The sequence below is a fragment of the Microbacterium phycohabitans genome, from assembly GCF_032464935.1.
Taxonomy (GTDB): Bacteria; Actinomycetota; Actinomycetes; order Actinomycetales; family Microbacteriaceae; genus Microbacterium; species Microbacterium phycohabitans.
This window is the reverse complement of record NZ_JAWDIT010000007.1, coordinates 57214-75141: the sequence shown is the minus strand read 5'-3', so window position 1 is coordinate 75141 and position 17928 is coordinate 57214. Positions and strand designations below refer to the sequence as shown.

The window sequence follows — 17928 nt, the reverse complement described above, 5'->3', positions numbered from 1 at the left end:
ATGACGGCGCGACGCCCCCGGCGGATCCGCATGCCGGACCCACCGGGGGCGTCGCGAGGTGTCAGGCGAAGGCCTCCGGCGGAGGGCACGAGCACACCAGGTTGCGGTCGCCGTACGCCTGGTCGATGCGGCGCACCGGGGGCCAGTACTTGCCGCGGACGAGCGAGCGCACCGGGTACACCGCGGTCTCGCGCGAGTACGGGTGCTCCCACTCCCCCACGACCACCGTCTCGGCGGTGTGCGGGGCGTTCACGAGCGGGTTGTCGTCGGCGGGCCACTCCCCCGCGGCGACCGCGAGGGCCTCGTGCTTGATCGCGATCATGGCATCCACGAACCGGTCGAGCTCGACGAGATCCTCGCTCTCGGTCGGCTCGACCATGAGCGTGCCCGCGACCGGGAACGACATCGTCGGCGCGTGGAAGCCGTAGTCGATCAGACGCTTGGCCACGTCGTCGACGGTGACTCCGGTCTGCTCCTTGAGCGGACGCAGGTCGAGGATGCACTCGTGCGCCACCAGGCCGCCCTCACCGGCGTAGAGCACCGGGTAGTGCTCGCGCAGGCGCGCCGCGATGTAGTTCGCCGACAGCACGGCGGCGGCCGTGGCCTGACGCAGTCCCTCGGCGCCCATCATGCGCACGTACGCCCACGAGATCGGCAGGATGCCGGCGGAGCCGTGCGGGGCGGCCGACACCGGGCCGCCGTCGAAGACGCCGCCCGCGTGCTCGGCGCGCTGCGAGAACGGGTGCGACGGCAGGAACGGCGCGAGATGCGCCTTGGCCGCGACCGGTCCGACGCCCGGGCCTCCCCCGCCGTGCGGGATGGCGAACGTCTTGTGCAGGTTGAGGTGCGACACGTCGCCGCCGAGGTCGCCGAAGCGGGCGAAGCCGAGCAGGGCGTTGAGGTTGGCGCCGTCGACGTACACCTGTCCGCCGGCGTCGTGCACGGCCTGCGTGATCTCGAGCACGTCGTGCTCGTACACCCCGTGGGTCGAGGGGTAGGTGATCATCAGCGCCGACAGCTCCGCGGCGTGCTGCGCGATCTTCGCGCGCAGGTCGCCGAGGTCGACGTTGCCGGCTTCGTCGCACGCGACGACGACGACCTTCATACCCGCGAGGATCGCGGAGGCGGCGTTCGTGCCGTGCGCCGACGACGGAATGAGGCACACCGTGCGCTCGGCGTCGCCGTTGGCGAGGTGGTAGCCGCGGATCGCGAGCAGGCCCGCGAGCTCGCCCTGCGAGCCGGCGTTTGGCTGCAGCGACACCGCGTCGTACCCGGTGACCTCGGCGAGCCAGCGCTCGAGCTGTTCGATCATCTCGAGGTAGCCGCGCACGTCGGCCTCGGGGGCGAACGGGTGCACGCGCGAGAACTCCGGCCACGACACCGCCGCCATCTCGGTCGCCGCGTTGAGCTTCATCGTGCACGAGCCCAGCGGGATCATGCCGCGATCGAGCGCGTAGTCGCGGTCGGCGAGCGACTTGAGGTACCGCATCATCGCCGTCTCGCTGCGGTGCGCGTGGAAGACGGGGTGCGTGAGGTACTCGTCGTCGCGGTGCAGCGCGTCGTCGATACCGCGCAGCGCCTCCCCGGCGGGCAGGTCCTCGCTCGCGAGACCGAACGCCTCGAGCACGGCGAGGAGGTCGGCATCCGTCGTCGTCTCGTCGACCGAGACGCCCACGGTCGCGTCGTCGACCCACAGCAGCTGGTACCCGCGATCGCGGGCGCGGTCGACGACGTCCTGCGCGCGACCGGGCACGTGCACGCGCACGGTGTCGAAGAACGCGTCGCTTGCGAGGTTCAGCTCGGAGGAGCGCAGAGCGGATGCCAGGGCATCGGCCTTCTGCGCGACCCGCGTCGCGATCGCGCGGAGCCCGTCGGGCCCGTGGTAGACCGCGTACATCGCGGCCATGACGGCCAGCAGCACCTGGGCGGTGCAGATGTTCGACGTGGCCTTCTCGCGGCGGATGTGCTGTTCGCGCGTCTGCAGCGATAGGCGGTAGGCGGGGGCGCCGACGGCATCCTGCGACACGCCCACGAGGCGACCGGGCAGCTGACGCTCGAGTCCCGCCCGCACGGCCATGTAGCCGGCGTGGGGTCCACCGAAGCCGAGGGGGACGCCGAAGCGCTGCGTCGTGCCCACGGCCACATCGGCGCCGAGAGCACCCGGCGACCGCAGCAGCGTCAGCGCGAGGAGGTCGGCCGCGGCGACGACGAGACCGCCGTGGGCGTGAACGGCGTCCGCGACGGCCGAGAAGTCCCAGATGCGTCCGGTCGCGCCGGGGTACTGCACGAAAGCGCCGAATGCTTCGGGCAGCTCGCCCTCGAAGGCGGTCTCGACGATGCGGATGCCGACCGCCGCGGCGCGGTGGTGCAGCAACGCCTTGGTCTGGGGCAGCGCGTCGACGTCGACGAGGAAGACGTCGGTCTTCGCCTTCGACGCACGACGGGCGACGAGCATGCCCTCGACGACCGCGGTGGACTCGTCGAGCATCGACGCATTGGCGGTGGCGAGGCCGGTGAGATCGGTGACCATCGTCTGGAAGTTGATCAGTGCCTCGAGCCGACCCTGCGAGATCTCGGGCTGGTACGGCGTGTAGGCGGTGTACCACGAGGGGTTCTCGAGCACGTTGCGCGAGATCACCGACGGCGTGAGCGTGTCGTAGTAGCCCAGGCCGATCATGGGCCGCGCGCTGCGGTTGGCCGTGGCCAGCTCGCGCAGCTCGGCCAGCGCCTCGGCCTCGGTCGCAGCGACCGGGATCTCGCTCGACGCGCGCGGCTGCACGTGAATGGATGCCGGAACGGCGGTCTCGACGAGCGCCTCGACGCTGTCGTAGCCGACGACGTCGAGCATGTGCGCCTGAGCGTCGGGACCGATGCCGATGTGACGATCGGTGAACGCGGCCGGCGACGCGGCCTGCGTGCGGGAAGGGAGAAGGGTGCTCATGCGGTGAGGTCCTCGTAGGCGGCGCGGTCGAGCAGGTCGGCCGGAAGGTCGCCCTCGACGCGGATCTTGATGAGCCAGCCGCCGGCGAACGGCTCGGCGTTCACGAGCGAGGGGTCGTCGACCACGGCGTCGTTGACCTCGACGACGGTGCCGGTGAGGGGCGCGTAGAGCTCGCCGACCGATTTGGTCGACTCGATCTCGCCGCAGACGTCGCCGGCCGAGACCGACGAGTCCGCGCCGGGCAGCTCGACGAAGACGACGTCGCCGAGCTTGTCGGCGGCGAAATCGGTGATGCCGACGGTGGCGACGTCACCGTCGATCGAGATCCACTCGTGCTCGGACGTGTAGCTGAGGGCGGTGAGGTCGGTCATGCGTTTCTCCGATAGAAGGGAAGGGCGGTGACGGTCGCGGGGATGCGGGTTCCGCGCACGTCGATGGTCAGTTCGGTTCCGAGTCCGGATGCCGCGGGCGCGACGAACGCCATCGCGACGGGGTGGCCGAGGGTGGGGCTGAGGGCGCCGCTGGTGATCTCGCCGACGACCTCGTCACCGTGCAGCACGGCGTATCCGGCTCGACCGGCACGGCGGCCCGCCGAGACGAGGCCGACGAGCACGGGGGCGTCTGCGGGACCCGACGAGAGGCCGTCCTTGCCGACGAACGCCGTCTTGTCGACGGCCACCACGCGACCGAGACCGGCTTGGGCGGGCACGATGTCGCGAGAGAGCTCGTGGCCGTACAGCGGCATCCCGGCCTCGAGGCGCAGCGTGTCGCGCGCGGCGAGTCCGCACGGGACGAGTCCTCGGTCGGAACCCGCGGCGAGCGCGGCGTCCCACAGCGAGCCGGCCTGCGCGGTCGGGATCATCAGTTCGTACCCGTCCTCGCCGGTGTAACCCGTGCGGGCGACGAACAGCGGCGCCCCCTGGAAGGTCCCCTCGGTCCAGGCGTAGTAGCCGAGCTCATCGAGGGCGGTGCCGGTGATCTCGACACCCGAGGTGGAGCTCAGGATGCCGCGGGCCTCGGGTCCCTGGAGGGCGATGAGGGCGTACTGGTCGGTGTCGTCGGTGACCGTGAGTGTTCCGGTCCCTTCGTCAGGCTCAGGGACCTCGGCCGACGCGGGGACCCACGTGCGCTGAGCCAGGTCGAACGCCGCCGCCACGGCATCCCGATTTCCGGCGTTCGAGATGACGAGGAAGCTTTCGTCCCCCGTGCGGTAGACGATGACATCGTCGACGATGCCGCCGCTTTCGGCGAGCACGAGCGAGTATTTCGCCTTGCCGATCTTCATGGTCGACAGGCGTCCGGCGAGCACGAAGTCGAGGAAGGCCGCGGCGCGGGCACCCTCGACGCGGAACTCGGCCATGTGCGAGATGTCGAACAGTCCCGCGGCCTCGCGCACCGCGTGGTGCTCGGCGAGGTCGGAGGTGTAGCGCACGGGCATGTTCCAGCCGCCGAAGTCGGTGAACAAGGCACCGAGGGCCTCGTGCCGATCGTGCAGCGGCGACGTGCGCGGTGGAGCGGGGGTTTCGGTCATGAGTTCTGCCGTTCGCGATGACGGACAGACGCCGGTCGGCGCCTGGAGAACTCCCCCTCTGTCATGGGCCTGAGAGTTTCACTGCCGCGTTGCGGACGCGCAGCTTTCACCGTCGGCGGATCCGGCGCGGTGCACCCGGATCACTTTCCAGAGTGGCCCGATCGACGCGGTACGCGTACCTGAGAGATTGGCGGGGAGGCTTGCTCCTTCGGTGCCCGGCTGCGTTCGCCGGAGCTCTCCCGCATCGATCATGGGGCCGGTGTGGACTTGTGGGGTCAGCCTAGCGGAGCTTCGGTCGGCCTCGTGAGATGTTCAGCCGTTGTCCTGTTTGCGGATCTCGTCCGCGTCGCCGGGGACGCAGAGGGAGGTGCCGGCGATGTAGTAGTTACCCGGCGCCGTCGAGAAGGACAACCCCGCGACAGGGCCTCCCGTGGCGTACACCACATGCGAAGGGCTCTCGACGATGCGGACGTCCATTCCGAGCGCTGTCCAATGGTCCGCCATTTTTCTGGCGTCCGCCTCATGATCTCGTTGAGGCTGCGGGGGCGCGTTGTACCAGTAGTTGTAGTCGACACGTTCGCCGGGCTGGTCGCCGCAATGTCCCCCGTCCGCCGGGGCCACCTCCGCCCAATCCAACTCACCGAGGATGGCCGCGCTTTCCTCGATTGTCGACGTGAGTTTCTCACGAGCCGACTGCGGACTGACGTCAGCTGGCGACGCGCAGGAGGCCAACGCCAACGTCAGCCCCAGCATTGCGGCCGCGCCGATCACCCAGCGGCCCATCCATTTGATTTTACCCACCATGGGCCATCCCTTCGATCAGCGCCTGCTGGAACGGCGTTGGTGCCGGGGAAACGTAATCCGTCACCATTTGAGGCAGCCCCGCGGTCGCGGCCGCGACATTGCGCAATGATTCCGTTCGGGGGTCTAGATAGCCCGTGCCCTGAGGAGTACTGATCTCATGATGGGCTACAGGCAGCAACTCGCCGCCGCCAGCGACACTGAATGCATGAGCACCGAAGCCCGGCGCGATTGGGTTGACGGGATGGGTGGGGGACGTTCGACCCAACCATGCCCACGGGTCACCGCCAGCGGGGTCGATGGCCAGCACGTCCTGCGCCTGCCCGGCATAAACCTCCTGTGCCTGCAGGTCAGCCGCCTCACCGATTTCCGCCGGCAACCCGGCCGATCCCAAAGTGACGAAGGCTTGAACGTGAACGTCATTCTGAGCGAGAGCAAATGATGCGGTGGTCGTCCCATATGAGTGGGCCACAACGTTGATGTCCGCACCGGGGCGCGAGCACTCAAGACCCCGAATTTCGGCGGCTAGTTTCTCCCCACCTTGTCTGGCGAGATTGGAACCAAGGACATCTAACTCACCGGCGCCCGTTGGCACAGGCGGCGTCTGATATCCGACCCACGCCACCGTCGCGTGGGATCGTGCTGGATCTAGCTGGTCTTGCATCGTCACCAAATTCTGCGTCACGCGTACCCAGTCGTTGATGTGCTCGGTTGTCGTTCCCATTCCCGGCACCGTGAAGGTGATGTTCTCAGCTGCGTCGAGGTCGCCTAACGAGATCGACGCAAGCGGGGGCGCGTCGGAAGTCAGCGAAACCAGTTGCCTCGGAAAGCCCATGGCGGTTTCCGCGAGTGTCGACGCAATATTCTCCAGCCCTTCCACCCGCGTCCGGGCCGCCTCCAGTCGCTGCGCCGAATTCGCCGCGCCAATGACCGCATTGACCCGCGAACCGTACGAAGGCGCCTCCGTTTTTAACGCATCCGCCAACGCCGCGCGCGCCTCCTCCAGCTGCGCGTCGAGCCAGAGACGGTTCGCTCGATCACGAGCGGCGTAGGCCACGCCGCCGAGGTTGCCGATGACCGCGGGCGCGGCGGAGATGAGAGCGTTCTGCTGCGCTGCCGACAGGGCGGCCCACCAGGGGGCGACCGCGGCGGGTTCGGCCTGCGCCAGGACGTCGGCGAGGGCGGGTTTCGCCCGCAGAACGGCCCGGAGGCTGGGGCCGTCGGCGCCCGCGAGCGCGTCGAGGATCTGCGAGGCCGAGGCGGTGTCGGCGAGGAGGGCCAGCCACTCCTCCGCCTGCAAGCCGGGCAGGGCAAGGGCTCGTCTCAGAGCCGTGGCCGCCGTCTGCGCCGCCCGGTCGAGCGCCCTGCGCGCATCGTCGAGGATCGCGCGGGCCTCAGCCCGGGGTTCGAGGCTGCGCAGCGGCTGCCGGTCTGCGGCGGGGAACCCGGGCGTCGCCGGCGCCGGTGCGGCGTCCATCGCCTCGGCGAGGTCCCACAGGTCGACCGCGTCGCCCGCTCGCGCCCGCGCGGCCTCGAGCGCGGCGGCGTACTCCTCCAGGGCGAGCAGCCCCGCGCGGAACGCAGAGGCCATGGCATCCCACGGCGAAGCGGCGGCCGTGACGCGCCGCTCGTAGGCGTCGGCGGCTTCTCCGGCCCACTCCGGCACGGCGCGCAGCTGACGCAGTGCGGCCCCGGACTCCTCCGCGTCGGCGGCTCGGGAGCGCCAGAGGGCGATCGTGCGGTGCAGGCCGGCGAGGTCTCCGGGGATCAGGCGGACGGGGTCGCGGGACTGTCCGAGTTCCGCTCTCACCGGATGCTCCAATCGAGCGAGGAACCGAGAGCGCGGATCTCGTCGAGGGCGCCGCTCTCGTGGCTCTCGAAGAGGTCGGCGACCTCGCGCAGCCCCGCCGACAACGCGTCGAGCTCGCGCTCCCGTTCCGAGCGGCAGTCGTTCATGCAGGCGACGAACTCGGCCACGGCGAGCGAGAGATCGGGCTGGTCCGCGATGCTCACCAGCGGGAGCGGGCTCAGCCCCGCGGAGACCTCTTTGACCTTCGTCGCGGCTCGCCGCATCTCGTCGACGGAGACGGAGATGAGCGGCATGGCAGCGATCGTAGGGAGCCGGAGCGCTCCGCCCGGTCACCCTGTGGACAACTTCACCCGCGCGGGCGCGTGCCCTCGCGAACCTCACCGATCCGGCGGCCTGAACGCCGCGAGCCGCCGGCGTGCGGCCGACGCAGTTGCCGTCGTCGCGCGTCAGCCGCGCGTGCAGCTCCCGGATGCCACGGGCGTCGACAGGGAGTCGATCTGCGCCATGACGGGCAGGAGCTCCGCGGGAGTCATGGCGTAGCCGACGTTGTCGTCGGTGTCGGAGCGGGCGAAGACGATCCCCGCGACCTCTCCCGTCGTCGTCAGCAGCGGACCGCCGGAGTTGCCGGGCCGCACGACACCGGCGATCGCGTAGATGTCCCGGGGTGTGGAGGAGCCGTCGTAGATGTCGGGGACGGGGACGGTGCCCTCCGAGAGGATCTGCGCGCCGCCCGACGTGAACGGACCGCCGCCCGGGTACCCCTGCACGACGGCAGCCGATCCCACGGCGAGGGTCGGCACGATCGGCAGGGCGGCGGCATCCAATCCGTCGACGGACACCACGGCGATGTCGTCGATCGGGTCGAAGTAGGTTACGCGACCCTCCCGCGCGGGCTGGCCCGGGAGTTCGACGAGCGGGGCGTCGACGCCCGCGACGACGTGCGCGTTGGTGACGATGCGGTCGTCGGCGACGACGAAGCCCGATCCGCTCGAGGTGATTCCGCACGCGTATGCGGTGCCCGAGATGCGGGCCACCGATTGCGCCGCCTGGGTCAGGGCCGGGTCGTCGAGGGCGATCGCCGGCGTGCTGGGCACGGGACCGATCTGGATGAGCGAGCCGAAGCTCGGGATGCCGCCGGCGAAGACCGTTCCGCGCAGGTCGGCGAGCGCGCCGCGCACGGGGGGCGGGGTGAGGTCGTCGATCGTCCGCACGACCGCGGAGGAGCCGAGGGCGGCCGACACGACCGGGAGTCCGACGGGGGTGAGGGATCCGGCGACGAACGAGATCGTGAGCGCCGCGGCGGCGACGTTGACGACGCCGCCGAGCAGCCGCTCCGGCACGCGCAGGCGGATGCGGTCGGCACCGCGGCGGAAGAACCCACCGACGGCACTGCCGAGACCCGAGCCGATCATGAGCAGCACGACACCGGTGAGGATCATCGCGGGCCCGCGCCACGCCGGGGCGGTGACCCACTGCCCGACGAACGGCGTCACCCAGTACGCGGCGACGGCGCCCACGGCGAGTCCGGCGAAGAAGCCGATCGTGGCGAGGAATCCGCGCGACAGGCCCACGATGAGAGCGATCGCCAGAAGGGCGATCAGAACGATGTCGATGATCGGCATCCGACCTCCTGAGTCCTCTTCGAGGCTAGGCGGCGCGTCTGGGAGAACGCTTCCGACGCGCGGCGGGCCGCCGGTCGGTCCCGCCCCTGCTCTCGAGAAACGCCGTCCCTGACGAGACACGCGGTGTCCCGCGGTGTCTCGCGAGAATCGGTGTTTATCGCGCGGATATCGACGGATTCGCCCTTCGGGTCGGAATGACACTAAGATCGATCCCGGAGATATGGTCAACATGACACGAACCCCGCAGCCCGAGTCCCGCGACGCCGACGTGCGCGTCGCGGTGTCGACCGTCATCTTCAGCGTGCGCAGGGACGCCGACGACGAGGCGGTGCTCTCGCTCCCCCTCGTGCGCCGCACCCGAGACCCTTTCGACGGGCGGTGGGCGCTGCCCGGCGGATGGCTGGACGCGACCGAGGAGCTCGACACCGCGGCATCCCGGACGCTCGCCGAGACGACCGGCCTCACCCCCAGCTATCTCGAGCAGCTCTACGCGTTCGGGGCCGTGGACCGCTCCCCCACGCGCGTCGTGTCGATCGTGTACTGGGCGCTGCTGCGCTCCGACGAGGTCGACGCGCAGGTCGCCGCGCACGCCCGGGAGGGCGATGCGCCCGAGAACGTCGAGTGGTTCGACGCGACCGATCTGCCGCCCCTCGCCTTCGACCACAACGACATCGTCGAGTACACGCTCTGGCGCCTGCGCAACAAGGTCGGGTACAGCCGCATCGCGCACGGGCTGCTGCCCGACGAGTTCACCCTCGCCGATCTGCGCGAGGTCACCGAGACCATCCTCGGCAAGCGCCTCGACCCGGCGAACTTCCGCCGCCAGGTCGACACGTCCGACACGCTCATCCCCACCGACCGCTTCCGCACCGGCAGCCATCGTCCCGCCCGCCTCTACCGCTACAACCGCGACGTGGAGCTCGCCGACCGCGGCCCGCTCCCGTCCCGTCACTGATCGGAAACGCCCATGTCCGCCACACCCCTCACCCTGCAGCCCCGCCCCGCGATCGACCCGAGCGTCGACCACGTCATCCAGGCGATCGTCACGGGCGCGTCGACCGACGCCACCTGCACCACGGACCTCGCCGTGGGACCGTGGGACTTCGACACGCGGCCCGGGTACGGTCCGGGCTCGTCGATGGGCGACGTGATCCCCACCGGCGCTCCGCGGCAGGGCGAGCTGCCCCAGGAATACCGCGACGCCTCCGATGACGAGCTCGACGAGCGCATCCGCACGGCGAAGGCCGTTCTCGGCGACCGAGTGGTCGTGCTCGGGCACTTCTACCAGCGCGAGGAGGTCGTGCGCCACGCCGACTACGTGGGTGACTCGTTCCAGCTCGCCAACGCCGCGAAGGACCGCCCCGAAGCCGAAGCGATCGTCTTCTGCGGCGTGCACTTCATGGCCGAGACGGCCGACCTGCTTTCACGCCCCGACCAGGCCGTGATCCTGCCGAACCTCGCCGCCGGGTGCTCGATGGCCGACATGGCCGACATCGACCAGGTCGAGGAGTGCTGGGAGCAGCTCGAAGAAGTGCTGGGCGACCTCGAGACCCCGGATGCCGAGGGCCTGGTCCCCGTCATCCCGGTGACCTATATGAACTCCTCGGCCGCCATCAAGGGCTTCGTCGGGCGCCACGGCGGTATCGTCTGCACCTCCTCGAACGCGCGGACCGTGCTCGAGTGGGCCTTCGCCCGCGGGCGCCGCGTGCTGTTCTTCCCCGACCAGCACCTCGGCCGCAACACCGCGAAGGCGATGGGGGTGCCGCTGGAGCAGATGCCCATGTGGAACCCCCGCAAGCCGCTCGGCGGGTCGTCGCAGGCGCAGATCGCCGACAGCCGCGTCATCCTGTGGCACGGCTTCTGCTCCGTGCACCGTCGCTTCACCGTCGACCAGATCGACAAGGCCCGTGCCGAGCACCCCGGTGCGCGCGTGATCGTGCACCCCGAGTGCCCGATGGACGTGGTGGATGCCGCCGACGAGGCCGGGTCGACCGACATCATCCGCAAGGCGATCGCCGCGGCGACGGAGCCCACGACCTTCGCGATCGGCACCGAGATCAACCTCGTGCAGCGCCTGGCCGCGCAGTACCCGCAGCACGAGATCTTCTGCCTCGACCCGGTGGTGTGCCCCTGCTCGACGATGTACCGCATCCACCCGGGCTACCTCGCGTGGGTCCTCGAGTCGCTCGTCGCGGGAGAGGTCGTCAACCGCATCACCGTCCCCGCCGACGTCGCCGCCCCCGCGACCGTGGCCCTCGAGCGCATGCTCGCGGCCAAGCCGAACGGCGCCGTGAAATGACCACCGTCGTCGTGGTGGGCAGCGGCATCGCCGGTCTCACGGCGGCACTGCACGCGCACGAAGCCGGATGCCGCGTCACGATCGTCACCAAGGGCGCCCTGGTCGACACCAACACGCGCTGGGCGCAGGGAGGCATCGCGGCCGTGACCGCCCCGGGTGACACCGTCGCCTCGCACGCGGCCGACACCCTCACCGCCGGCGCCGGCTTGAACGATCCGGATGCCGTGGACGTGCTCGTCGGCGAAGGCCCCGCGCGCATCGCCGAGCTCGTCACGCGCGGCGTCGCGTTCGATCGGAACGCCGACGGCGACTTCTCGCGCGGCCTCGAAGCGGCCCACGCCGTCGCACGCGTGCTGCACGCCGGCGGCGACGCCACCGGAGCCGCGATCCAGGCCGCTCTCGGCAACGCGGTCGGCGCCGCCGGCATCCCCGTTCGCGAGCACGCGCTCCTGCGCGACCTCGTCGTCGATCGCGGCCGGGTCTCGGGCGTCGACCTGGCCGACGGAGAGCGCCTCGCCGCCGACGCCGTGATCCTCGCCACGGGCGGGGCCGGTCAGCTGTACGCGCACACGACCAACCCGCTCGGCGCCACGGGCGACGGCATCGCCGCCGCGATCCGTGCCGGCGCTGCCGTCGCCGACCTCGAATTCGTCCAGTTCCACCCCACCGCCCTCGCTGTCGGTTCGCCCTTCCTGGTCTCCGAGGCCGTCCGGGGCGAGGGGGCCGTCCTGATCGACGACACCGGGCGCCGCTTCGCCTTCGACGCCCATCCCGACGGGGAGCTCGCGCCCCGCGACGTCGTGGCCCGCGCGAACGCGCGCGCCATGGCCGCGCAGGACGGCCACCCCGTGCGGCTGGACGCCACCTCTCTCGGCGGCGAGCGCCTGTCGCAGCGCTTCCCCACGATCGATTCGGCCGTGCGCGAGCGCGGCCTCGACTGGGGCCGCGACCCCATCCCTGTGACGCCCGCGGCGCACTACCTCATGGGAGGCGTCGTGACCGACCTCGACGGGCGCACGACGGTGCCGGGACTGTACGCGGTGGGCGAGACGGCCCGCACGGGGGTGCACGGCGCCAACCGCCTGGCATCCAACTCCCTGCTCGAGGGGGCCGTCTTCGGCGCACGCGCCGGTGACGCCGTCGCCCGTGACCGCGCCTGGCCGGTCTCGCCGACGCCGCCCGCCCGGACTTCGCCCGTCGCCGTCGACCGCGACGCCCCCGCGTTCTCGCGCGCTGCGCTGCAGCGCCTGATGTGGGACGACGCGGGGCTCGTCCGCGACGCCGCGGGACTGGATCGCGCGGCCGCGACGCTCGCGGCCTGGCGCGCCGCGGGACGCCTCCCCTCGATCGAGGACGACAACCTCCTGCTCGTCGCCACCCACGTCGTGGATGCCGCCCGCGCGCGCACGAACTCCGTGGGCGCGCACCACCGCTCCGACGCCGCCGACTCGGCATCCATCCCCCCATCCCCGGAGGTCCTCGCATGCTGACCCGCGCCGCCATCGACCGCGTCGTCTCCGCCGCCCTCGACGAGGACGCTCCGTGGGGCGACCTCACCAGCGAGACGCTCATCCCCGAGAACGCCACGGCGCGCGCCGAGCTCGTCGCCCGCGTCGACGGCGTCTTCAGCGGAGCGGCGGTCTTCGCGGCCGCCTTCACCCTCACCGACCCCTCGATCACGGTCGAGCAGCGCGTCGCCGACGGGGCGCGCTTCTCCCCCGGCGACACGCTCGCGGTGGTGACCGGCCCGGCACGCGCGGTGCTCACGGCCGAGCGCATCGGCCTGAACTTCGTGCAGCGCATGTCGGGCATCGCGACCCTCACCAGCCGTTACGTCGCCGAAGTCGCCCACACCGGCGCGCGCATCGTCGACACCCGCAAGACCACCCCGGGACTCCGCGCCATCGAACGGCAGGCGGTGCGCGACGGGGGCGGTCACAACCACCGCTTCTCGCTCTCGGATGCCGTGATGGCGAAGGACAACCACCTCGCCGTGCTCACCGCGAACGGCCTCTCGGTCACGCAAGCGCTCGAGAGCGCCATCGCACGGCTGCCGCACACCACGCACGTCGAGGTCGAGGTCGACCGTCTCGAGCAGATCGACGCGGTGCTCGCCGCCGGTGTCGGCACGATCATGCTCGACAACTTCTCGCTCGACGACCTGCGCACGGGCGTCGCCCGGATCGCCGGGGCCGCTCAGGTCGAGGCCTCGGGCGGCGTCACCCTCGACACCGTCCGCGCGATCGCCGAGACCGGCGTCGACGTCATCTCGGTCGGAGCGCTCACGCACTCGGCATCCGCTCTCGACCTCGGGCTCGACATCCGCATCGAGACGGCGTGAGCCTCTACCTCGACAACGCCGCCACGACCCCCGTGCGCCCCGAGGTGCTCGAGGCCATGGCCCCGTACTTCACGCGGTACTTCGGCAACCCGTCGAGTCATCACGAAGTGGGCGAGGCGGCGGCATCCGCCCTCGACGACGCCCGGTCGCGCGTGGCCGCCGTGCTCGGCGTGCGCGCGGGGGACGTGATCTTCACCTCGGGCGGGACGGAGTCCAACAACGCGGCGATCAAGGGCCTGGTGCTGGGATCGGGGAGGAAACACCTCGTCACGACGGCGATCGAGCACGAGTCGGTGCTCGCGTCGGCCGACTACCTCACCCGCCTGCACGGGGTCGCGGTGACCCACGCACCGGTCGACGACACCGGCACCCTCTCCCCCGACGCCCTCGCCGCGAGCCTGCGCGACGAGACCGCCCTGGTGAGCGTGGGGTACGCCAACAACGAAATCGGCACGGTGCAGGACGCCGCCGCCCTCGCCGCCGTCGCCCACGCACGCGGAGTGCCCCTGCACCTGGATGCCGTGCAGGCGGCCGGATGGCTCCCCCTCGCCGGCCTCGGGGCGGATGCCATGACCGTCGCCGGCCACAAGATCGGCGCGCCGAAGGGCACCGGCATCCTGGCCGTGCGTGGGCGGCTGCCGTTCGAGCCGCTGCTGCACGGCGGGGGTCAGGAGCGCGGCCGCCGGTCGGGGACGCCCGATGTCGCGGGAGCGGTCGCGATCGCCACCGCCCTCGCCCTCGCCGAGACCGAGCGCGCGGAGGAGGCCAGCCGGGTGGCGGCCATCCGCGACGCCTTCATCGCCCGGGTGCTCGCGCTCGTACCCGGCGCCCGGGTCACCGGTCACCCGACGCATCGCCTGCCGGGCACCGCGAGCTTCGTCTTCCCCGGCACCAACGGCGAGACGGTCCTGCTCGAACTCGAGCGTCGGGGGGTCGTGTCCTCCAGCGGCTCCGCGTGCGCCGCGGGCAGCGACGAGGCATCGCACGTCCTGCTCGCGATCGGGCTCGAGCACGACCTATCGCGCACCGCCGTGCGGTTCACGCTGCCGCACGGTCTGTCGGCATCGCTCGATCGTGTAGCGGATGCCGTCGCGGAGGCCGTGACCGCCGTAGGATCGCGCGGGTGAGCTCCACCCCCGTCACCGTCATCGTCCCCGGCTACGACGTCGCCGAATACGCGGTGGAGGCTCTCGACTCCCTGCGCGCGCAGACGCACCCGCACTGGACGGCGATCCTCGTCGACGACGCCTCGACCGATGAGACGGCCCGCATCTTCGCCGACGCCGAAGCCGACGACCCGCGCTTCCGTCTGCTTCGCCACAACGAGCAGCGCGGCCTGGGCGCCGCCCGGAACTCCGGACTCACCCTCGTCGACACCCCGTACACGGCGTTTCTCGACGCCGACGACGTGATGCGCCCCGACGCCCTCACGCGCCTGGCCGACACGCTGGACCGCACCGGCAGCGACTTCGTCGTCGGCGCCTACGTCCGGCTTCGACCGGATGCCGATGGCCCCGACTACACCGCCGGAGAGGTGCAACCGTGGGTTGCGGCCGCCACCGACCCCGCGCGATTCGGGACGACGCTCGCGCAGCACCCCGCGGCATCCGGGAACATCGTGGCGTGGTCCAAGCTCAGCCGCACCGCCTTCTGGCGAGCGCGGGGGCTCCGCTTCCCCGAGGGCCGCTACTACGAGGACCAGGTGCTCGCCCAGCGCATGTACACCTCCGCGGCGGCGTTCGACGTCATCCCCGACGTCGTCGTCGAGTGGCGCCAGCGCCGCGACGGCGGCTCGATCACCCAACGCCTGGGCGAAGTCGATGTGCTGCGCGACTACCTCGAGGCCCTGGGCGAGGGCATCGCCGTGCTGCGGGCCGCCGGAGCCGACGCCGCCGTCGCGGAGCGCGGGCGATTGATCCGCACGCTGGACCTGCCGCCGCTCCTGCGCATCGCCGAGACGCACCCCGACGCCGCATACCGCATCGCGCTCGAGGCGTTCGTGGAGTCGCTGCCGGACTGAGCGGGGCGGGCCCCGCGGCGGGCGGGGGTGGTGACGCGGCGGAGGCCGGGACCTGACGTGCACAACGGCGGGTCCGGCAGGCGACACGCCGAGGCCGGACGCCACCGGCCGGCGTGTCGGCGAGAACCTCCGCCGTTGTGCCCGGCTGCGGCACTCCGGCGCCGGCACAGACAGCCAGACCAACCCCACGCCGTGCCGTGCACAACGGCGGGTCCAGCGCGCGACACGCAGAGGCCGGATGCCACCGACCGGCGTGTCGGCGAGAACCTCCGCCGTTGTGCCCGGCTGCGGCATCCCGGCGCCGGCACCGACGGCCAGACCGACCCCGCGGCCTGACGTGCACAACGGCGGGTCCAGCGCGCGGCACGCCGAGACCAGATACCACCGACCGGCGTGTCGGCGAGAACCTCCGCCGTTGTGCCCGGCTGCGGCATCCCGGCGCCGGCATAGACGGCCTGTGGGCCGGTGGCTCGCTAGGCGGGTGCCTCGTCGGCCCGGCGAGCGGGCAGGGCCGCACGGGCGAGGCCCGCCTCATCGAACTGCTCCTCGGCGAGCACGAACGAGGCCGCCAACTGCTCGGCGGCGAGGCTGGCGTAGAGTCCGCCGCGCGCCAGCAGCTCGCTATGCGTGCCGGATTCGACGATGCGCCCGGCATCCACCACGTGAATCCGATCGGCGCCGATCACCGTCGACAGCCGGTGGGCGATCGACAGGGTCGTGCGGCCGTGCGAGGCGGTCTCGAGAGCTTCTTGCACGATGCGCTCCGACACCGTGTCGAGCGCGCTCGTCGCCTCGTCGAGGAGCAGCACAGGCGGGTCTTTCAGCAGAACCCGCGCGATCGCGATGCGCTGCTTCTCTCCACCCGACAGGCGGTAGCCGCGCTCGCCGACCACGGTGTCGTAGCCGGCCTCGAAACCGGCGATGACGTGGTGGATGTTCGCCGCCCGGCAGGCCGCCTCGATCTCGTCGTCGGTGGCGTCGGGGCGCGCGTAGCGGAGGTTCTCGCGGACGGTGGCGTGGAAGAGGTAGGTCTCCTGAGAGACGATGCCGATCTCGTCGATGATCGAGGCGCGATCGAGCGTGCGCACGTCGGCTCCCGAGAACATGACCGCGCCGCCGGTGGCTTCGTACATGCGCGGCGTCAGGTAGAGGATGGTCGTCTTGCCCGCGCCGGAGGGCCCGACGAAGGCGACGTGCTGGCCGGGCTCGACGGTGAACGAGACGCCGTCGAGGGTGGGGCGGGTCTGTGCCGGAGCGTCCGGATAGCGGAACTCCACGTCGCGGAACTCGATGCGCCCGAGCGGTCCGGGTGCGGCCGACACGGGCAGGGCGTCGGGGACGTCGACGATCGCCGGGCGCAGATCGAGGTACTCGAAGATGCGGGCGAACAGCGCCGAGGAGGTCTGCACGTCGAGCGCCACGCGCATGAGGCCCATCAACGGCATGAGCAGCCGCGCCTGGACCGTGGTGAAGGCGACGATCGTGCCGGCGGTGATCGCCCCCGCGCCCCCGCCGATGAGGTAGCCCGAGACGAGGTAGATGACCGCGGGAACGCTCGACATGATCACCTGCACGACCGCGAAGAAGCCCTGACCGCTCATCGCACGCCGCACCTGCAGGCGCACCTGGTTGTCGTTCTCGGCGTCGAAGCGCGCGGACTCGGTGCGCTGGCGGTTGAACGACTTCGACAGCAGGATGCCGGAGACGCTCAGCGTCTCCTGCGTGATCGCCGACAGCTCCGACAGCGACTCCTGCGTCTCGCCGGCGATACGCGCCCGTACCTGCCCCACGCGACGCTGCACGAAGATGAGGAAGGGCATGAGGGCGACCGCGATCAACGTCAGCCGCCAGTCGATGAGGATCATCGCCACCAACGAGGCGATCACCGTCACGGCGTTGCCGAGGATGCTCGTGACGGTGTTGGTGAGCACGCCCGACACACCGCCGACGTCGTTCTGCAGACGCGACTGGATGACACCGGTTTTCGTACGCGTGAAGAACCCGAGCTCCATGGCCTGGAGGTGATCGAACAGCCGCGTGCGGAGGTCACCCGTCACGCGGTTTCCGACCGTCGCGGTCAACCATGTCTGGCCGACGTTGAGCCCCGCCGACAGCAGGAAGAGCCCGATCATGATGCTCACGAGGGTCGCGAGCAGTCGGAGGTCGGGTGCGGAGCCGTCGACGGGGAACAGCGCGTCGTCGAAGATCCGCTGCACGAGCAGCGGAGGGATGACGGCCACCGCCGCCCCCACGACGACCAGAACCGCGGTGAGGGTGATACGCCACCGGTACGGGCGGAACAAGTCGACGACGCGGCGCCCGAGCTGCGCCACCTGCGGCGCCTGGGCGTTGCGCTTGCGCTGCATGTCGGCATCCACGCCGCGGAACATGCTCCCGCCACCTCCGTGCATGCTCATGCGAGCCAGCCTACGTCCGGCCACCGACATGGAGACTCGGAGCGGCGATGTCGGAACCCCTCGCTAGGGTCGATGACGGATCCCCGTCGATCCGATTGTCTCGATGTCGGAATACCTCGGGCCGCGCGCCCGTTGTGTCCGACGCA

General features: G+C 71.2%; 14 protein-coding genes and 2 riboswitches. Of the genes, 6 read left to right on the top strand and 8 right to left on the bottom strand.

Annotation, left to right across the window (positions count from 1 at the left end):
• Window positions 1-61 precede the first annotated feature (61 nt).
• From gcvP to RWH44_RS15710, 7 genes are all read right to left on the bottom strand, one after another.
• Entirely contained in the window at window positions 62-2941 is a 2880-nt protein-coding gene (gene gcvP, locus RWH44_RS15740) for an aminomethyl-transferring glycine dehydrogenase (RefSeq protein ID WP_316005303.1), read from the bottom strand.
• Window positions 2938-3312 (bottom strand): glycine cleavage system protein GcvH, encoded by a 375-nt coding sequence (gene gcvH, locus RWH44_RS15735; protein WP_298871868.1) that lies wholly within the window; start codon window positions 3310-3312, stop codon window positions 2938-2940. The genes gcvP and gcvH overlap by 4 nt, the downstream gene beginning before the upstream one ends.
• Window positions 3309-4472, bottom strand: coding sequence for a glycine cleavage system aminomethyltransferase GcvT (gene gcvT / locus RWH44_RS15730; protein ID WP_316005302.1), 1164 nt, complete (start codon window positions 4470-4472; stop codon window positions 3309-3311). The genes gcvH and gcvT overlap by 4 nt, the downstream gene beginning before the upstream one ends.
• Before the next feature lie 48 nt (window positions 4473-4520).
• Window positions 4521-4629, bottom strand: a riboswitch (glycine riboswitch).
• Window positions 4630-4724: riboswitch (glycine riboswitch) on the bottom strand.
• A 60-nt stretch (window positions 4725-4784) separates the two neighbouring features.
• The gene (locus RWH44_RS15725; protein WP_316005301.1) at window positions 4785-5276 is read right to left on the bottom strand and encodes a hypothetical protein; all 492 of its coding nucleotides are present in this window, start codon (window positions 5274-5276) and stop codon (window positions 4785-4787) included.
• Window positions 5266-7083, bottom strand: a complete 1818-nt coding sequence (locus RWH44_RS15720) for an alpha/beta hydrolase (protein ID WP_316005300.1) — start codon at window positions 7081-7083, stop codon at window positions 5266-5268. The genes RWH44_RS15725 and RWH44_RS15720 overlap by 11 nt, the downstream gene beginning before the upstream one ends.
• Window positions 7080-7376 (bottom strand): hypothetical protein, encoded by a 297-nt coding sequence (locus tag RWH44_RS15715; protein ID WP_298871859.1) that lies wholly within the window; start codon window positions 7374-7376, stop codon window positions 7080-7082. The genes RWH44_RS15720 and RWH44_RS15715 overlap by 4 nt, the downstream gene beginning before the upstream one ends.
• 153 nt (window positions 7377-7529) lie before the next feature.
• On the bottom strand, window positions 7530-8705 hold the full coding sequence (locus RWH44_RS15710; RefSeq protein ID WP_316005299.1) for a MarP family serine protease: 1176 nt from the start codon (window positions 8703-8705) through the stop codon (window positions 7530-7532).
• Between the two features lie 229 nt (window positions 8706-8934).
• Here RWH44_RS15710 and RWH44_RS15705 point away from each other — a divergent pair, with 229 nt between their 5' ends.
• The 6 genes from RWH44_RS15705 to RWH44_RS15680 are packed head-to-tail and all read left to right on the top strand — an operon-like array spanning window position 8935 to window position 15365.
• Window positions 8935-9660 (top strand): NUDIX hydrolase, encoded by a 726-nt coding sequence (locus tag RWH44_RS15705; protein ID WP_437127309.1) that lies wholly within the window; start codon window positions 8935-8937, stop codon window positions 9658-9660.
• Between the two features lie 12 nt (window positions 9661-9672).
• On the top strand, window positions 9673-11004 hold the full coding sequence (gene nadA / locus RWH44_RS15700; protein ID WP_316005297.1) for a quinolinate synthase NadA: 1332 nt from the start codon (window positions 9673-9675) through the stop codon (window positions 11002-11004).
• Window positions 11001-12494, top strand: a complete 1494-nt coding sequence (nadB, locus tag RWH44_RS15695) for an L-aspartate oxidase (protein ID WP_316005296.1) — start codon at window positions 11001-11003, stop codon at window positions 12492-12494. Before nadA ends, nadB begins: the two co-directional genes overlap by 4 nt.
• On the top strand, window positions 12488-13345 hold the full coding sequence (gene nadC / locus RWH44_RS15690; RefSeq protein ID WP_316005295.1) for a carboxylating nicotinate-nucleotide diphosphorylase: 858 nt from the start codon (window positions 12488-12490) through the stop codon (window positions 13343-13345). The genes nadB and nadC overlap by 7 nt, the downstream gene beginning before the upstream one ends.
• Window positions 13342-14472, top strand: coding sequence for a cysteine desulfurase family protein (locus tag RWH44_RS15685; protein WP_316005294.1), 1131 nt, complete (start codon window positions 13342-13344; stop codon window positions 14470-14472). Before nadC ends, RWH44_RS15685 begins: the two co-directional genes overlap by 4 nt.
• Window positions 14469-15365, top strand: coding sequence for a glycosyltransferase family 2 protein (locus tag RWH44_RS15680; protein WP_316005293.1), 897 nt, complete (start codon window positions 14469-14471; stop codon window positions 15363-15365). The genes RWH44_RS15685 and RWH44_RS15680 overlap by 4 nt, the downstream gene beginning before the upstream one ends.
• Window positions 15366-15838: 473 nt before the next feature.
• Here RWH44_RS15680 and RWH44_RS15675 read toward each other — a convergent pair whose 3' ends face one another.
• A complete protein-coding gene (locus RWH44_RS15675; protein ID WP_316005292.1) occupies window positions 15839-17782 on the bottom strand; it encodes an ABC transporter ATP-binding protein in 1944 nt (647 codons plus the stop codon).
• Window positions 17783-17928 lie beyond the last annotated feature (146 nt).